At 55.0% G+C, this 15,586-nt stretch carries 22 protein-coding genes; 2 read left to right on the forward strand and 20 right to left on the reverse strand.

Annotated elements, in window-relative coordinates; all coding sequences use genetic code 11:
* Window positions 1–2: 2 nt before the first annotated feature.
* The 14 genes from ACZ46D_RS11700 to ACZ46D_RS11765 all read right to left on the reverse strand — a co-directional run bounded on the left by ACZ46D_RS11700 (window position 3) and on the right by ACZ46D_RS11765 (window position 9,532).
* Window positions 3–455 carry a rhodanese-like domain-containing protein gene (locus ACZ46D_RS11700; protein ID WP_464927614.1) on the reverse strand — a complete coding sequence of 151 codons (453 nt, stop codon included), beginning with the start codon at window positions 453–455 and terminating at the stop codon, window positions 3–5.
* Window positions 456–475: 20 nt separating this feature from the next.
* Window positions 476–1,444: a cation diffusion facilitator family transporter gene (locus ACZ46D_RS11705; RefSeq protein WP_464927615.1), complete on the reverse strand. Its 969-nt coding sequence runs from the start codon at window positions 1,442–1,444 to the stop codon at window positions 476–478.
* Between the two features lie 61 nt (window positions 1,445–1,505).
* Window positions 1,506–2,012, reverse strand: a complete 507-nt coding sequence (locus tag ACZ46D_RS11710) for a rhodanese-like domain-containing protein (RefSeq protein WP_464927616.1) — start codon at window positions 2,010–2,012, stop codon at window positions 1,506–1,508.
* Window positions 2,013–2,064: 52 nt separating this feature from the next.
* Complete coding sequence (locus tag ACZ46D_RS11715; RefSeq protein WP_464927617.1) at window positions 2,065–2,523, reverse strand: Lcl domain-containing protein; 459 nt, start codon at window positions 2,521–2,523, stop codon at window positions 2,065–2,067.
* A 50-nt stretch (window positions 2,524–2,573) separates the two neighbouring features.
* Complete coding sequence (locus ACZ46D_RS11720; protein ID WP_464927618.1) at window positions 2,574–3,098, reverse strand: (Fe-S)-binding protein; 525 nt, start codon at window positions 3,096–3,098, stop codon at window positions 2,574–2,576.
* A 63-nt stretch (window positions 3,099–3,161) separates the two neighbouring features.
* Window positions 3,162–4,034: a universal stress protein gene (locus ACZ46D_RS11725; protein WP_464927619.1), complete on the reverse strand. Its 873-nt coding sequence runs from the start codon at window positions 4,032–4,034 to the stop codon at window positions 3,162–3,164.
* 123 nt (window positions 4,035–4,157) lie between these two features.
* Entirely contained in the window at window positions 4,158–4,391 is a 234-nt protein-coding gene (locus tag ACZ46D_RS11730) for a thioredoxin family protein (protein WP_464927620.1), read from the reverse strand.
* 14 nt (window positions 4,392–4,405) lie between these two features.
* Window positions 4,406–5,494, reverse strand: coding sequence for a permease (locus ACZ46D_RS11735; protein ID WP_464927621.1), 1,089 nt, complete (start codon window positions 5,492–5,494; stop codon window positions 4,406–4,408).
* 25 nt (window positions 5,495–5,519) lie between these two features.
* Window positions 5,520–5,783, reverse strand: a complete 264-nt coding sequence (locus ACZ46D_RS11740; protein ID WP_464927622.1) for a thioredoxin family protein — start codon at window positions 5,781–5,783, stop codon at window positions 5,520–5,522.
* Between the two features lie 48 nt (window positions 5,784–5,831).
* Window positions 5,832–6,920 (reverse strand): ACR3 family arsenite efflux transporter, encoded by a 1,089-nt coding sequence (arsB, locus tag ACZ46D_RS11745; RefSeq protein WP_464927623.1) that lies wholly within the window; start codon window positions 6,918–6,920, stop codon window positions 5,832–5,834.
* Window positions 6,921–6,973: 53 nt separating this feature from the next.
* Window positions 6,974–7,315 (reverse strand): ArsR/SmtB family transcription factor, encoded by a 342-nt coding sequence (locus ACZ46D_RS11750; protein WP_464927624.1) that lies wholly within the window; start codon window positions 7,313–7,315, stop codon window positions 6,974–6,976.
* Window positions 7,316–7,408: 93 nt separating this feature from the next.
* Window positions 7,409–8,323 carry a class I SAM-dependent methyltransferase gene (locus ACZ46D_RS11755; RefSeq protein WP_464927625.1) on the reverse strand — a complete coding sequence of 305 codons (915 nt, stop codon included), beginning with the start codon at window positions 8,321–8,323 and terminating at the stop codon, window positions 7,409–7,411.
* Window positions 8,324–8,423: 100 nt separating this feature from the next.
* Complete coding sequence (locus ACZ46D_RS11760; RefSeq protein WP_464927626.1) at window positions 8,424–9,026, reverse strand: (Fe-S)-binding protein; 603 nt, start codon at window positions 9,024–9,026, stop codon at window positions 8,424–8,426.
* A complete protein-coding gene (locus ACZ46D_RS11765; protein ID WP_464927627.1) occupies window positions 9,023–9,532 on the reverse strand; it encodes a hypothetical protein in 510 nt (169 codons plus the stop codon). The genes ACZ46D_RS11760 and ACZ46D_RS11765 overlap by 4 nt, the downstream gene beginning before the upstream one ends.
* A gap of 122 nt (window positions 9,533–9,654) precedes the next feature.
* On the opposite strand from ACZ46D_RS11765, the gene ACZ46D_RS11770 reads away from it, so the two are divergent.
* Window positions 9,655–10,344 carry a Crp/Fnr family transcriptional regulator gene (locus tag ACZ46D_RS11770; RefSeq protein WP_464927628.1) on the forward strand — a complete coding sequence of 230 codons (690 nt, stop codon included), beginning with the start codon at window positions 9,655–9,657 and terminating at the stop codon, window positions 10,342–10,344.
* Window positions 10,345–10,541: 197 nt separating this feature from the next.
* On the opposite strand, the gene ACZ46D_RS11775 is transcribed toward ACZ46D_RS11770, so the two are convergent.
* The 5 genes from ACZ46D_RS11775 to ACZ46D_RS11795 form a co-directional block, all read right to left on the reverse strand.
* The gene (locus tag ACZ46D_RS11775; protein ID WP_464927629.1) at window positions 10,542–10,862 is read right to left on the reverse strand and encodes a hypothetical protein; all 321 of its coding nucleotides are present in this window, start codon (window positions 10,860–10,862) and stop codon (window positions 10,542–10,544) included.
* 114 nt (window positions 10,863–10,976) lie between these two features.
* Window positions 10,977–12,350 (reverse strand): selenite/tellurite reduction operon porin ExtI, encoded by a 1,374-nt coding sequence (gene extI, locus ACZ46D_RS11780; protein ID WP_464927630.1) that lies wholly within the window; start codon window positions 12,348–12,350, stop codon window positions 10,977–10,979.
* Window positions 12,351–12,593: 243 nt separating this feature from the next.
* The gene (locus ACZ46D_RS11785) at window positions 12,594–13,547 is read right to left on the reverse strand and encodes a DUF3991 and toprim domain-containing protein (protein ID WP_464927631.1); all 954 of its coding nucleotides are present in this window, start codon (window positions 13,545–13,547) and stop codon (window positions 12,594–12,596) included.
* The gene (locus ACZ46D_RS11790) at window positions 13,535–13,729 is read right to left on the reverse strand and encodes a hypothetical protein (protein ID WP_464927632.1); all 195 of its coding nucleotides are present in this window, start codon (window positions 13,727–13,729) and stop codon (window positions 13,535–13,537) included. The genes ACZ46D_RS11785 and ACZ46D_RS11790 overlap by 13 nt, the downstream gene beginning before the upstream one ends.
* A 9-nt stretch (window positions 13,730–13,738) precedes the next feature.
* Complete coding sequence (locus tag ACZ46D_RS11795; RefSeq protein ID WP_464927633.1) at window positions 13,739–14,293, reverse strand: hypothetical protein; 555 nt, start codon at window positions 14,291–14,293, stop codon at window positions 13,739–13,741.
* A 58-nt stretch (window positions 14,294–14,351) separates the two neighbouring features.
* Here ACZ46D_RS11795 and ACZ46D_RS11800 point away from each other — a divergent pair, with 58 nt between their 5' ends.
* Window positions 14,352–14,609 (forward strand): hypothetical protein, encoded by a 258-nt coding sequence (locus ACZ46D_RS11800; protein WP_464927634.1) that lies wholly within the window; start codon window positions 14,352–14,354, stop codon window positions 14,607–14,609.
* A gap of 439 nt (window positions 14,610–15,048) precedes the next feature.
* Here the strand turns inward: ACZ46D_RS11800 and ACZ46D_RS11805 are convergent, their stop codons facing one another.
* Window positions 15,049–15,432 carry a MobC family plasmid mobilization relaxosome protein gene (locus tag ACZ46D_RS11805; RefSeq protein WP_464927635.1) on the reverse strand — a complete coding sequence of 128 codons (384 nt, stop codon included), beginning with the start codon at window positions 15,430–15,432 and terminating at the stop codon, window positions 15,049–15,051.
* Window positions 15,433–15,586: the final 154 nt, after the last annotated feature.

Consider the following 15,586-nt stretch of genomic DNA (forward strand, 5'->3'; position numbering starts at 1 on the left):
ATCTACTGTACCGGGGCAATGAAATCCCTGGCTGCGTCGCCCCGGAGCAGTTCGGCAAGCCCGATCAGTCCGTCATGTAGGTACCTGACCCGGTATCCTTTTGTGGTGAGAAACATTCTGGCTATATGTGAGCGATCGTTATGGGGGCAGGCGGTGACGATGAGCTTGTTCTTGTCCAGCTCGCCCAGCCGGACCGGCAATTCGTTGAGCGGGATGTTTTTGGCAAAACCCATCCGCCAGGCGGCGACCTCCTCAGGGAAGCGGATGTCGATGAGCTGGACTTCGCCTTTCTTGAGCAGCTCGACCAACTCCTTGCTTTCGATCTTCATATCCTTGCGTTCCTGGTAGGTGAAGCCCGCCAGATATTCGTCAAACTTGTCGGCGTTGGACGTGGCTGGCAGCACGAGAAATAGCGTCAAGGCAAGAAAGGCTGCGGGTACGGATGGTGTTTTCATCGGTCGCCTCCTGTGGGTGATCAAGGGTGTTGGGATTGAACAGCACCGGACGTTGCCGCCTTTCCGGGCCAGCAGCAACCCTGATCTTTGTTGTTGATATGACAGATGCCCTCCCCATCCTCCACTTCTATCTGTAGGGTGGTGTGGTGGATCGCAAAATCGTGGCGCAGGTGTTCGGCGGTCTGGTGGAGAAAATCATCACCGCCGCCCTTTGGCATGATCAAATGGGCGGTGAGTACGGTTTCCGTGGTACTGGCCGCCCAGATGTGTAGATCGTGGACGCATTGCACCCCCGGCAGCTCGGTGAGATAGTCGAGCACCGCCTCCGCCTCGATATGCTCGGGGACCCCAGCCATGGTGAGATGGAGCGAATCCTTGAGCAACCTCCAGCCGGCAATAAGGACCACAATAGCGATGCCTATGGAAATCAGCGGGTCAAGCCAGTTCCAGCCTGTGGCCATGATGGCGAATCCGGCCACTACCACTCCGGCCGAGACTGCGGCATCGGCCGTCATGTGCAGGAAGGCCCCCTTGATGTTGAGATCATTCTTCCGGCCCGAGATGAAGAGCAGCGCGGTGGCGGTGTTGATCACCACCCCGATGGCGGCGACCACGGTGACGGCCATGCCGTTTACCTCGGCAGGATGGCGCAGTCGGCCCACCGCCTCCCAGAGGATGACCCCGATGGCGGCATACAAAAACAGTGCGCTTCCCAGGGAGACCAAGATGGTGCCCTTTTTGAAACCATAGGTGTGCCGGGCTGTGGCCCTGCGCTTGGCCAAGGCCATGCCGCCCCAGGCCAAGAGCAGGGTCATGACGTCGCTCAGGTTATGCCCGGCGTCGGCCATCAGCGCCAGGGAATTGGCCATGAAACCGTAGCCCCCCTCCACCAGGACAAAGATCAGGTTCAGCGCCGTGCCGATGGCAAAGGCCCTGCTGAAGTCGGCAGGAGCGTGATCGTGCCCATCGTGGTCGTGGTTATGCGCCATGGAAAATCACCCGCAACGAATTTTCTTTGTCTCAGATCGTATTCCCTGAGCGATCACCGTGCTATTTCTCCAGAGGGTAGCTTCCAGCAGTCCCTATGGCGAGGGCCTTGAGCGTCGCTCCGGTAGCGGGGACGACATTCCAGGCCATCATTCCCCATTTCATTCCATAAGCGTTGTAGCCGAGCATTTTGAGAATAGAGAGAACCTTGGTCGATTCATGACCGGAATTGCAGTAGAGGATGATTTCCTTGTCGCGGGGAAGCTTGGCAAGGTTTTGTGCATTGGCAATGTCACGATAAGGAATATTTATCGCCGTGGGGATATGCCCGGCTTGGAAATCCTTGGCAGATCGGACATCCACCAGAACATAATCTTTGGCGTTCGCTTGGATGCGCTCATAAACAGCGTCGGGAGCAATCAGAAAAGTGCTTTCCGGGGTAGAGGTGAGAAATTCAACGGCGACTTTTTGCACAGTCTTCGCTTCTTCAGGGGTGAGCGCATACGACATGGAGGAACAGCCAAGAGAAAGAACCAGAATTCCCAATGCTGCTTTTGACGGTGTTGCCATGGTGAAGATCCTTTTTGAAAATTATTAAGATATTGTGAAATGTTCCATAACATTATTGGTTGCCCGCCTGCGGTCCTCGCACCGCCCGCACATAGCCGGCATTCTTGTATTCGATCTCCTGATCGCCCCGGCACATGCAAGAGATATCGAGCTTGATCGGTTGTGTTCCTTTGTGTGTCTCCAGCGTCCAGTATTTGTTGTCGAATTTTGGGAACTCGATGCCGCCATTATTTTTGAGAACAAAGACTCGCAACAGATCCCAGCGTTCCTCAAGGGTCGGCAGACGCCAGTCATGGTAGCCGCCCAGGTCTAGGCTGCTGGCATACTGGGCCGCCTTTTCCTTTGTGTCGAATTGTTCCGGGCTTTTGTCGAGTTGCCAGATGAGCCCGGTTTTGCTGTCCTTGATCATGAGGTTGTCAAGTTGTACCAGGCGTGCTTCCCCCGCAAAGGCCAGCGAGGTGGTGAAGGCAGCAAGCAACACGACTACGAGACAGAAGCGGTTTTTTCTCATGAGGTCTCCCCTTGTTATTTTTATGGAAACACTTACCGGAGTCGGCGCAATTACTCATCAAAATGAAAACGGTCCAGGTAGGCGGAGAGCGGTTTCCTCGCTTCAGAAGACAGAGCTGGGCAATGTTCCGCGCTCTTGCCGCCCTCTGCCGCCATGGAGGCGAACACAATGCAGGTCGGCTGGCCACATTTTTGGCAATTCGTTTTGGGCAATAGTCGCAGAATCGCTATGACCTGCGGTCGCGGCGCAGCCTGGAAACTGGGGGTGAGCTCAGCCCTTCTCTCCCAGGTGTTGTTGATTTCCTGTTGCAGCCATTGAAGGATTTTTTCGGCCTCTTCGGCATCCTGCAAGGCGTTGATGGCGATATGGTCATCATGTACAGAGATCAGTTTGCCCTGACTACGGAAAGCTACAGAAGGTGGCTCCTTGACATAGATATAACCTCCCAGCACTGCGTTTAAATAGGGAATCACTTCTCCGATGTCTTGTTCCAGCTTGGCAATGCAATGTACGGTCTGCGCCTCGGGTCGACATGCGGCCCTGGTGATTTCTTTTGTCCATCCCTTCAGTAGCACAGCGCCCTCCCTTCTTTGGTGAGGAATCTCAACATCTGTAACATCTCCACTACCAGTATCTGCTTACGGAAGAGCCGGAATAAAGAGAACCGGCTGTGCGGCATGCCGGGCGACATGGTGCGCCACGCTGCCCAGCAGAATTTCTCGGGTGATGCTCTTGCCTTGGGTTCCCATCAGGATCAGGGAACAGCCCTCGGCTTTGGCCCTCTTTATAATTTCAACCTCCGGGCTTCCTTGGGCGAGGTCGATGCGCACATCCGACGTTCCTAGACCTTTCAGCCAGACTTGCAGCCGTTGCAGGCGGAGTCCGTCAAGGTTTTGCAGCTCCTTGAGGCGATGGCTGAGATGCGGCGCTGGCCGGGACCGGTCCTGGACATGCAGCAGGGTTGCCGGACAGTTTGTGGCACGGACCACGGTTTCAAGATAGGCAAAAGCAATCTCCGCCGTATCGGAAAAATCGGTGGGATAGAGGATATGGGAGAAAAGGTCCGGCAGTTCCCGTCCAGCTTCCAAGGCCGGCAACGTGCCGGGGATGAGGAGCAGCGGTCTTCTTGTGGTATGCAGCAGCTTTGCGGACACGTTGCCCAGCGGGCTGCTGGCCAATATCATGGATTCGATCAGCCCCCTGCCATGCGTGCTGATGATAATGACGGATACGTCCTTTCTTTCGGCAAGGTCATTGAGGGCGCGAGCTGGAATCCCAGCCGGGATTTCAATGGAGGTCTTGAACCCCGCCTCTTCGAGAATTTTTTTCTGCCGCTCCAGCTCTGGACGTGCCTGGTTGATCAGCATTTCGTCAAGTCCAGGAGGCGCGTCCACGATAACGTGAGCCAGGATAGCCTCCTCCGCCCCCAGTTTTTTCAGGAAAACGGCATAAGAGATGAGGTTGTTGTCCGGGGGGTAAGGATCGACGCAAACCAGAATTTTTTTGAACATTTCATCCCTCCTTGTGGTGATGCGTAATGGCTGGGCCGCGCACGCTTACTCTGGTCCGTCCAAGGGATCGGCGCAACACAATCACACCCGGCGGCCCTGTTGGCTGTCTGGTGCTGATCTGCCTCATTGCTTGATCCAACCCAGGGCTTCGGCTTTGGATGGCACCTTGCCGACGCATTTGATCTGGCCGTCGATGACCACCGCCGGGGTGGAAAAAACCCCGAACTTGGCAATCTGCTGAAAATCGCTGATTTTCTCGATGGTGGCGGCAACACCAGCCTCTTCGACCACGGCCCGCATGAGTTTTTCAGCCTCCGCGCACTTCGTACATCCTGGTCCCAGTACCTTGATTTCCACAATTGTCCTCCGTATCAGATGATAATGTTGAAGAGATAGCCCACCAGCATGATGCCGGTACCCACCACGCCGATAAACACCGCGATGAGGCGCGGTTTGAGCACCTTCCGAAGAATGACCATTTCCGGAAGCGACAGGGCGATGACGGCCATCATGAAGGCGAGCACCGTACCCAGCGCCGCCCCCTTGCCGAGCAGGGCCTCCACCACCGGCACGATACCGGCTGCGTTGGAATACATGGGGATGCCAATCAGCACCGCCATCGGCACCGACCACCAGGCACCCTTGCCCATGATCGAGGCCATGAAGCCTTCGGGCACATAGCCGTGGATTCCGGCGCCCACTGCGATTCCTACCACCACATAGATCCAGACCTTGCCTACGATTTCCCGCACTGCTGTCTTTCCTTGTCCGAACCGTTCCGCCCAGGTCAGCCTTTGATCCGGGATGTCAGAGGCATTGACGTGCATCTCCCGCACCCAATCCTCGATGTGCTCTTCCATCCCCAGGCGGCCGATGGTCCAACCGGCGAGAATGGCGATCACAAGGCCGGTCCCAAGATAGAGCGCCGCCACCTTCCAACCCAGCAAACCGTAAAGAAGCACCAGGGCGATTTCGTTGACCATGGGGGCTGAGATCAAAAAGGAGAAGGTCACTCCCAGAGGGACGCCTGCCGTCACAAAACCGATGAACAGGGGTACTGCCGAGCAGGAGCAAAAGGGAGTGACGATGCCGAGCAAGGCGGCAAGCACGTTGCCCACGGATTCGCGTTTGCCGGCCAGAATTTTCCGGGTGCGTTCCGGGGTGAAGAAGGAACGGAGCACCCCGACCCCGTAAACAATCAGGGTGAGCAGCATCAGTACCTTTGGTGTGTCGTAGAAAAAGAAAAGCATAGCCTCGCCCAGCCGGCTGCCAGGTTCCAGGCCGAGCAGGGAAAAGGCAAGATATTCGGCCAGGCTGTGCAGTTGCCCATACAGGGCAAACCAGAGGCCAATTCCGGCAAGGGCGACCAGGACTTTGCCTATTGCCGAGGCGGTAAGCGGCGAAGCGGGTTGCGGGTTTTCGGTTGGATTGTGCATGTTGTCGGGGGTGACAGGCTGCATGGTGTAGTTCCCTATTGCCGGAAGATTATTCCGGTGTTCCCTGATATTTTTTTAGCCATTGGAGAATCTCATGGGGCTCCGGCACCCGGCCCGAACATTTCACATCTCCGCCGATAACCACGGCAGGCGTGGATAACACCCCGAATTCCGCAATCTTGTCCACGCTTGAAATTTCTTCAATCTGTGCCGGGAGGCCATGTTCTTCAATCACCTGCCGGACAATGTCCGCGACCTGGATACATTTTTTGCAGCCTGGCCCCAGGATTTTTATATCAATGTCCATTTCCATGATTTTACTCCGTTAAATTTATTCCGTTAGTCCTGGCAGGTGATGGCCTCATGGTTTGCAGGAAACATGGCAGACCCCGGCCAGTGTTTCCTTGGTAAAGGGGAAGTATTTTTTTCTAAACCAGAGCGCCACGTTGACCAGCCCGATGAGCACCGGTACCTCCACCAGCGGTCCGATTACGGCGGCAAAGGCCACGCCGGAGTTGATGCCGAACACGGCGATGGCCACGGCGATGGCCAGCTCGAAGTTGTTGGAGGCGGCGGTGAAGGAGAGGGTGGCGGACTGCTCGTAGGTGGCCCCCACCTTTATGGACATGAAAAAGGAGACCAGGAACATGACCAGAAAGTAGATGGTGAGCGGGATGGCGATGCGGATCACGTCAAAGGGCAGCTGCACGATGTATTCGCCCTTGAGGGAAAACATCACCATGATGGTGAAGAGCAGGAAAACTAGGGTGAAGGGGCTGATCCTGGGGATGAGTTTTTCCTGGCACCATTTTTCGCCTTTGAGCTTCACCCCGATGAAGCGGGTCAGCATCCCGGCGATAAAGGGGATGCCGAGGTAGATGAAGACCGACTCGGCGATCTGGCCCATAGAGATGTCCACCACCGCGCCGGTCAGCCCCAACCAGCCAGGAAGCACGGAGATGAAAAACCAGGCATAGACAGAGAAGAAGAGCACCTGGAAGATGGAGTTGAAGGCCACCAGCCCGGCGCAGTACTCGGTGTCGCCGCTGGCCAGATCGTTCCAAACAATGACCATGGCAATGCAGCGGGCCAGGCCGATGAGGATGAGTCCCACCATATATTCGTGGTGGCCGGAAAGAAAAGTAATGGCCAGGAAAAACATGAGGAGTGGGCCGAGGATCCAGTTCTGCACTAGGGAAAGGGCCAGCACCCTGAAATTGCGGAAAACCTCGTGCAGCTTTTCATAGCGCACCTTGGCCAGGGGTGGGTACATCATGAGGATCAGGCCGATGGCGATGGGGATGTTGGTGGTGCCGACCTGAAAGGAGTTGATGATCTTGGTGACCGGCGGATAGAGATAGCCAGCCATCACCCCGATGAACATGGCCAGAAAGATCCAGAGGGTGAGGTACTGGTCGAGAAAACTCAATTTTTTTTCGGTGTTTGGCACGGCGAGCCTCCTGTGTCAATTGCCAACTAGGCGGATGAGCGCGGCAAAAAAAATCAGGCACATTTTTTCTTGGTGCGTCGGAAGTCCTCGAGGGTTGCGTAGTCCTGCTGCGTGTCCGGTAGCTCGGTCAATCTCTTGCCGAGTAACTCGACCAGTTCCTTGGCAAGCGGGGTCGGCATCTCCGCGAGCCGGTAATACATCCAGACCCCGACACGTCTGCCTTCGACCCAGCCTGTGTTGCGCAGATAGGCAAGGTGCCGGGAGATCGTGGATTGCGGCAATTCGAGTACGGCCATTAGGTCACAAACACAGAGCTCGCCGCCCAAGAGTAGGGCCAGAATCCGCAAGCGGGGCTCCTCGGATAAGGCTTTGAAAAATTGTGCTGTTGTCCGCATATGTCTCCTGGTCGAATTCAGGTTGAGGGGTTCTTGGCTGAAAAGGTCTATGTCTGACCTTATCCGCCTAGGCGGATAAATGTCAAAGTATATTTATCCGCCTAGGCGGGTAGGTAGCGTCATCCGGGGCTGGTTGCTTATCCGCCAGGCAAAGGGTGCGCTGACTCCCGGCACATGCACAACTTCCAGATGCGCCGACTGTTGTTTCGAGGAGAGCGCCTCGGTCAATATTCTGGCCTTGTCTTCCGTCAAGGCCGCTTTTTCCAAGGCCATGATTCGCTGGCCTTCCATTTCCACGGCCTGGCGCAAGGCCAGAAGTTTCTCCAGGCTGTCGGGCTCGGACATGATCCGGGCGATATCGTCGGCCATTTCCTTCACGATGGATTGATCTGGATGCTTGCGTTGGGTTGCGGTGAAAATCCGGGCGAGTCTTTGCCACGTTTCGGGGGCGGATTTTTTCCGCCGGCGCACTGCCTGGATGGCTGTGTAGAGCAGGCCGGCAGGGGAGAGAGTCTCACGGAGAGCTTTGAGTCGAGGGAGATTATCCCGGACGATCACCCCGTCGGCGTGATGGCAGATAAACAAATAACTCCCCGCAAAGCTCAAAACCCGATCGACCTCCTGTATCGCAGCCGAAACGTTGGAGTACTCAATAGCGAATTGACTGGTAATTGCCTCGAAGCTCCCGTTATCAAAGGGGAGATTTTCAAGCCTGGTTCCGGGATGCAGGGTGATGGCTTTGTCCATTTCGGGAAGCACGGCTGCATAATCGACGCCGGTTAATTGCAGATCGGGACGAAAGGCTTGTGCCTCGATAAGCACGGCCCCAACGCCGGTGCCCAGGTCCAACAGCCGTGCGCCCAGGGGAAGACTGGCAAAGAATTGTCGCCATATTTCCTGGAGATGATTGACCGCCACGTCAGGCAAATCCGGTAGGCAGCCGCGTGACGTGGCAGGCGCCTTGGACCAGTAATGGGTCCAGGCGGTCACTTCATGTTTCAGGGGCATGTTTTTTATTGCGAAACTCGGTTTTTTGGCGGAGCTTGGGCGGTGTGACTGGTATTCAAAGGTATTATTCTCCCCTTTGTACTGCCGGGTTGCGCGGTCATCACCCATCAAAATGAAAACGGCTCAGGTAGGCGGCCAGCTCTTTTCGTGCATTGAGTGGCAGGGCCGGGCAATCTGCCTCGCTCTTGCCGCCCTCGGCAGCCAGACAGGCGAAGGCAGTGCAGGTAGAAAGGCCGCATTGGCCGCAATCAGTCTTGGGTAGGAATTTCAGAATATCCGCAGGCTTTGGCCACGGGGCGGCTGTATATTTGGGGGTAATCTCTCCCCGTTTTTCCCAGGCCAGGTTGATTTCCTGCCGGAGCCAGGCCAGGATTTCCTTGGCCTCGATCGGGTTTTTTACGCAATTGATGGCGATGCTGTCCGCATCCACAGTGATGAGTTTGCCCTGGGAATAATGGAAGGTGAGCAAGGGCGGTTCCTTGATATAGGTGTAGCCGCCCAGGATGGCATTCAGGTAGGGAAGGGCCTCGCTCACATTCTGATCGAGATGGGCTAGGCAACGCAGGGCCTGCCCCTTGTTTCGACAGCAGTTGGCATGGGAAAATTCTACGGTAAAGGAGGTGAGCAGCATTTCTTTCTCCATGGCAGCGGGAAGCAGTCCGGGATCAGGGGGTGCGGGAAACATGGCATAAGCGCCGGTCATCCTTGCGGAACTCCGCTGCATCGGGCCAACGGTATGTCCGCGTTGTCTTCCGACATTTGCTCTTCTTGTACAGTGCTGTCAAAATCGGCTGCCCCTGTGGTGGCATAAACGGATTTGTACGCCAGGTACCTCGCATCGTAAGAAAGCTGTGGGATGTGCGCATTTTCCAGGATAAAGCATTCCAGCTGTTTGGCCAGATCGGCGGAAAGCTCGCCGAAGCAGATCCGTCTTTCCCGGATAAAGTAGTCGCTTGAAAAAAAACTGCCATGAACGTGATCGCTGATGTGCTCAAAGGGAATTTCATGAATATATGTGCCGCCGACTGTAAAGAGCATCCCCTCCGGTGGAAACTCTTTGGGAGGGCGATTGTCGGCAATGTATGTAAATGTTACGCCATCCATGCTTATGTCGAGAACCCTGCCGACCTCATTATGGAACACATACATCTCCTGGCTTGGGGTGAACCGGGGGAATTTTCCGCAGCGCCCGTCTTCTGGTTTTTTCATGGGCGGTTCTCCTGTCTGGGGTCTGCCGGGTTCGGCTAAGACATTTTTTTGTGAGTTTTTTTTACGAAAGCGAGTAAATATTACCTGAATACACGTTGAAAGTGCATTCAGGAGGATACGCGATGGTCAATGGCCCGGATTATCATTTTTTGCAAGCGATCCCTGTTTTTTCCGGTCTTCCGGACGAAGTGCTCCGGGAGTTGCTGGTCCGTTGCCGGAAAAAGAAATTCCGCAGCGGCCAGCATGTTTTTTATCAGGACGATACCGTGGAGCATCTCTACATTGTCGAGATGGGCTCGGTGGAGATTTACAAAAGCGATGTCAATGGCCGTAAGGTTACCCTCTGGCATGTCGATGCGGGGAAGGTTTTCTGTTTGGCCAATCTGTTCGCCGGCAGATCCTTTGCCAACGCACTGGCCCAGGAGGACAGCCTGATTTATTGCCTGCCGCGTCGGGATCTGGACTGGATTTTGACCCAGCATCATGAGCTCGCCCTGCATTTCATCACCTGTATCTCTTCAAAGCTGGCCGCCTACGCGACCTTGCTTGAGGATTTCACCTTTAAGAATGTGCAGGAGCGGCTGATCAAGATCCTGCTCACCAATTCCCTGCCGGGCAAGGACAACATCCCGGTGTGCAGCCTTTCCCAGAGCGAACTGGCCTGTCGGCTGGGCACCTGCCGGGAGGTGGTCTCCCGTGGTCTGACCAAACTCAAAAACGAGGGGCTTCTGGATACGGTGAGCACGGGGAAATTATCGCGTATCATGCTGAAAGACCCTGCCAGGTTGCAGGATCTGGGTGAACCCCTTTGATTGGGTTCGTAGTTTTAGCGCCGTAATCTGCAAGGGTGTCATTGAGCCTTATCTTGCCTGATTTTTTTCTCCTGGCCAAAGGCCCCGGCTGGCCGCGGGAGGCCAGCCGGGAAGGAGATAAGTGGTACTACAAAGGGCCGTAACTGCCCTAAATAGCTTCTTTTACAGCACGCCTAACGGCACTTGCCGCCAGGTGTTTAATCTTCGCCTTTCGGCTCTGCCCACTTGAAGCGAATCAATCGTTCTTTTCCGTTCTTGGCTTCAACCTGTTCTGGTTGAGAGTTAACGGTTTGTTTTTCTGTAGTAGCTTGTTGGGCCCTAGCCGCAGGCTTGGCTGTGGTCGGCATGTCCAGCCCTGCTATGGCATCGGTCTTCCCTTGAAAGGTTACTCCCTGAATGGCCCCCGTGTATTGGATCAACACCGCATTGCCGGAGGTAAGATGTACGACCAGCTCTTCGGCAAAAGCGGTGCCGCTCGGGATCAGGCCAAGCAGGACGAAGAGAATTATTTTTTTCATTTTTTCTCCTGATGGGGTGTTCTGCCGTTTTGTTGTTTTTCCCCCAACGTCAAGTTGGGGGAACAGGCCTTCCCGCCTTGCCGGGCAAGAAGGCCTGTAAAAAATCATGACGGGTTAAAATGAAACCATGAACATGGCCGCCACTGTATCGTAACTGGTTGTTGTGGCAGTAGCGGGGGTGAGGAAGTCTATATAATCACCAAGATTCGTGGGCTTGTCAAAGTCTGTACGGTAGTATTCCAGGGTGAATCGAATCTTGTCATCCCCCTTGACATAGTAGTTCGCCCCGATACCCCAAATTTTCACGGTCTGATCGTCGACTCCAAGGAAGTTTGCCACATCCCAATTCTCATAGCGGGCAAAGGGCTGGATTTTGCCTTTTGCTCCCACGGTGAGAGGGAGAACATAACCCAGTTTTGCGTAATAGCCCTCCCTCTGACCGGTGCCTCCACCCACTACGGTTCCCAGGTCAGCAGGAGAACGGGCGGTTTTGTAGGCATCGTCAAAATCAACATTGAGATAGAGGGCGGTGGCGGTGATAACACCGCCATCGGCAAAGGGGTATTCGAAGAAAATATCTGCGGTATAGGCCTGGTAATCTACGGTCTCCTGATTGGTGACCGCAGTCGCAAAACCGTTTGCTGTCGTATTTTTATAGGCGGCATCTGCCTCATAGGCCGCACCACCGCCAATGGTCAAAATCTTGCCCTTTTTCCCGAGATAGGTGCCCTTGTAGCCGCCAGCGCTGGCGCTGGTTTCTGGGTCTAAAAATGAATAGTGGAGCCGGGCCACATATTGCAAGTTGCTGCTGGGCTCAGCGCTTGTGGTATAGTCCTTGTCCAGAAAAGGGTTATAGAATGCGGCCGTGCCTTCTCTCCCCTCCATGATCCCGGCGAAATATTTCAGGTGATCACCCATGAACGCGCCGGTGGCCACAACACCCATATCCCGGCTATTTTTGGTGGCATCCGTGCCAAAGGGGGAATAGACAAAGGAGGATCGCTCGTGGCTCAACGGAGCAAAGCACTCATCCAGATTGGCGCGGGTGAGAGGCGTCTTGGTCAGACCGACCTTCAGGTTGAGTTCATCGTTGAACATCCCGATGAGGTAGCCATCGGTCAGTCTGATCTGGGAATTGGTCTTGCTGTTACTTTTGGCAAGTTCATAGCCGCCGCCCCCGACATTACGGGTGGCGCTGGTGCCGCCGCAGGTCTGGAATTTGGCGCCCCAGGTGTCATCAAACATGCCGGTGAAGACAATTCTGGCCCTCCGAAGATCAGCATCCCAACGACTTGCCTGGCCATCTGAGCCGGAACCAAAATTCGTGTGGTCTAAAATTCCCTGAAATTTCACATCGAGTTGCAGGTAGCCGCCATCATTGCCGAATTCAATGGATGGTCCGGCGTTGGCCTTTTCCGGCAAGGCCAGTCCACCTGCAAGGCATGAACAGAAGGCTGTTGCGGCAAGAACCGTGTACATTTTTTTCATCTCTCTCTCCTCCTTATGAAGATTGAAACAACACTCAGGCACAATGCCTTTGTCTTTCTTAGCAATAGAAGGAAGAGGGAAACAATGACCGAGGTCATTGGGTGATGTGACTTTAGTCACAACGGCGATAGGGGCGGATGAGAGTTGGTCAACAACCTACGTTTTTTAAGTGGATTCTTTGCTGATTCTTGCGCAGCCAGAGTTTAACAATTTTCATGCAGGGACTTGACTGGGGTGAGGCACCTAGCAGGGTTTTTTCTCGCGAGGGAGCTGTTTGTATTGCAGGTTGTCGTTCCAATCTTTTCTCGCTGGCACCGACCGTGAAAATCGCCGATGAACAGGGACAAGCTTTTTGAGTTCCTCGGCAAGACTGTCTCCGGCAGAGTCATTGTCGGTCGCGATGACTATCTCGGCTTCCCGGCTTGCCGCACGTTCAAATACGCTGCGCAACAATGCCTGCTGATGGTCGCTCATTTGCCCGCCAACGCTTATATAGGCCGCATCGGGGTTTTTGTGGAGCTGCACATGGGAAAGGGCATCAATGGCACTTTCTACGATTATCACACGTTTGGCGGTGGCAAGATTATTGGAGAGCCAGATAGCTTTTGTGCCCCCTCTGGCAAAGCCGGTGAAGCCGTTGTTTTTCAGTTCGTAGCCCGCCAAGCCCTCGCTGTCATGGTGAGGGAAGACTGCGTTACCCCTGCTGTCCTGGCGGATCATGCCGACAAAACGGGGATCGGCCAAGGTGGAATTCTCGATGCCGCGTGAGGCAAGATAGGCGTGGTGCTGCACCGGCTCAGTCTTGGCGTAGGCAAGAATCACCTGCTGGCGATCCTTGCTTGTCGGAACAGGTTTCGATTCCGGCTGCATTGGGCGTTGCGGTGGCGATCCAGCTCCACCGATCCAGGGCCTCAAGGCTTTGCGGATTTGGCCAAGGCTTGCCCCTGTCCGTTTCTGAACGAAGTCGATGATCGAGCCGTTGTCTCGGGCATCCCGGACCGAGAAGTAGATGCCATGACCATTCTGGCCGGTGGCCACCACGATCTTGTCACCATTGCCATGGCGAAGCACTTTGGAGTTCTGCGACGATTCTTTGCGGTCAACCTGATAGCCCAGGGTCTGGGCGTACTCAACCAGGTTGATCCGGCTCTTGAATTGCTCCAGTTCGTCGTTGCGGTGCATTATCAATACCTCCATTCCTCTTTCCATAACTCGGTCAGCCTGTTGTAGGAGTGAGCCAAGGTGCAGACTTGCCTGCTGAGCTGCTCCATCTGCCGCGACAAGACTGTGATGAGTTCGGCTTGCTGCTTCTGTTCCAGCGAGTATTGCCGCGAGAGCCTGATCAAGGCGTTGGTCAACTGCTGTTCTAATTCGCTCATAAATCATCCTCACTCGTTTGAAAGCATCAAGGCAGGCCTCCCGCCCACGCGCCAAGAGATTTCCGGTTTGGTGCCCGGCGGAAGCACCACGAACCTGCCTTCTTTCCCCTGACGCAGGGTCACCCCCCAGGTTTTGTTCTGGAGAATTTGGAGGGTTTGTTGTTCGTGCTCTATGTTGTTTCGAAGCTGGGCCAGTGTCTCGGTCTGGCTCATGATTTGGTAGCTCAGAAACTGCATCAACCCCCAACTCCCGAGCGAGATGCCGAGAAAGAGGCTTAGGCCGATCAGGGTTGGCTTGAGCCACATTTTCTGCATGGTGGACTGTAGGGTCTCGGCCTGCGTCCTGGTTTGGTCCAGGCTCTTTTTCAGGGATTGGTTCATCCTCGCGATCTGGCCCTGCATATCGTTTCCGATGGTATGCAGCACGCGATTCGCGGCGTTGCGTAAGTTCGCCCCAAGCTGCTCTAGCTCTTGCTGGGTCAGAGCCTCGATCTGCTCGCGTTTTTCCTCCTGTTTCTGTAGGAGATGTTTCTGCAAGCTGTCCAACGTCGAAATTTTTTTCATATATGGCCCCTTTAAGTCGCCATCTTTGCCCACTCACAACGTCTTGCACGGTAAGATAATGCTGTCCTTGCCGAGGCACCTCAAAGCCAGCCTCCTGGAGAGCGGCCACAACTCCTGTACGATCTGTCACCTCACCGATCTCAATGCATTGAACGAGGTAGTCAGTGATGAGTTGCCGGGGATCTTCCTCTGTGTTCAGTCCTGCCTGAAGTGTGGAGGCATCAAAAAATTTTCGGTGGCCAGGCTGGAGCAGTCGGGCACGGGTTGGATCATCGGGCCGCGCCCAGCCTTCACGGAGGTTGAAATAATCCCGTAGGCGGTCGAATAGCGGGTTTGGCTTGTATCCCTCTGGCCCTTTGGGCCCAGGCGGCGCTATGTTGAGCGATTTTCCGGTCCGTAATTCCACTCTTGGGGTAAAAATGTGGATATGGCACCCGCCACCTTCTTCCAGATGCAAGACCGCAGCCCAGATATACTGATCAGGATCGAGGCCTGCCCATGCGGTACGTTCAAATTCGTCGAGCACCTCGTCGATTTGTTTGCGGCTGGGCGAATCTTCCGGTGCGAAGGAAATCACCCCGGAGGTGTATTTATATTTGAAGCCCAACGAATCCGCGACGGCGGCGACCAGAAAGGGGTCGCCACGTAGAATCTCTATGCCTGGTCGCGTGTGGCCTTTCCAGTCCTTTGCGCCGGTAAGATATTTTGCTACACTTCGTCCTGATCCTGGGCCTTGTCCTCGGCCAGTTGTGAATTTAATGTGCATCGTAGTTCCAGTCGGATAAGGCACTATTTGTGGCATCGCTTCCGACAGTGAGGCGATAGGAAAAAGAAGAATCCAGCATTTGTTCAATGGCCCGGAGATGAGAGACAACTTCGATGGCGTCGGCGGCAGATTTGTAGGTATTTGCCCATCGGGCAATCTGGTTCAGATTGTTGCCTATCTTTGCCAGTTCCCGGTTTCGCTCGCGCTCGATCTCTGCGTTGACAGGGGTCCATGTTTTTACCCTGTTCATGGCCCGACGCACCAATTCCGACACAGAAACCCCCGCAGCCTCGGCCTTGGTCTGCCATCCGGCCTGTTCAGCATCTGTTACCCGGACTTTTATGATTGCTTTGCGCTGCTGATCCCGCTCCATGCTGTCCTCACGTTACCTATGAAAAAGGGGTTCGAAGGGGCTTGTCCCTCGCCAGCCCCCGCCGGGGTCACAACACCGCAACGCGGTTTGTGGCCACAAGGGGTAGGCTGGCATGCCCGTGCTTAAAATTTGGTGCGTCGTTCGGTCCCACCAT

The organism is Thiovibrio sp. Mzg5 (assembly GCF_055379285.1).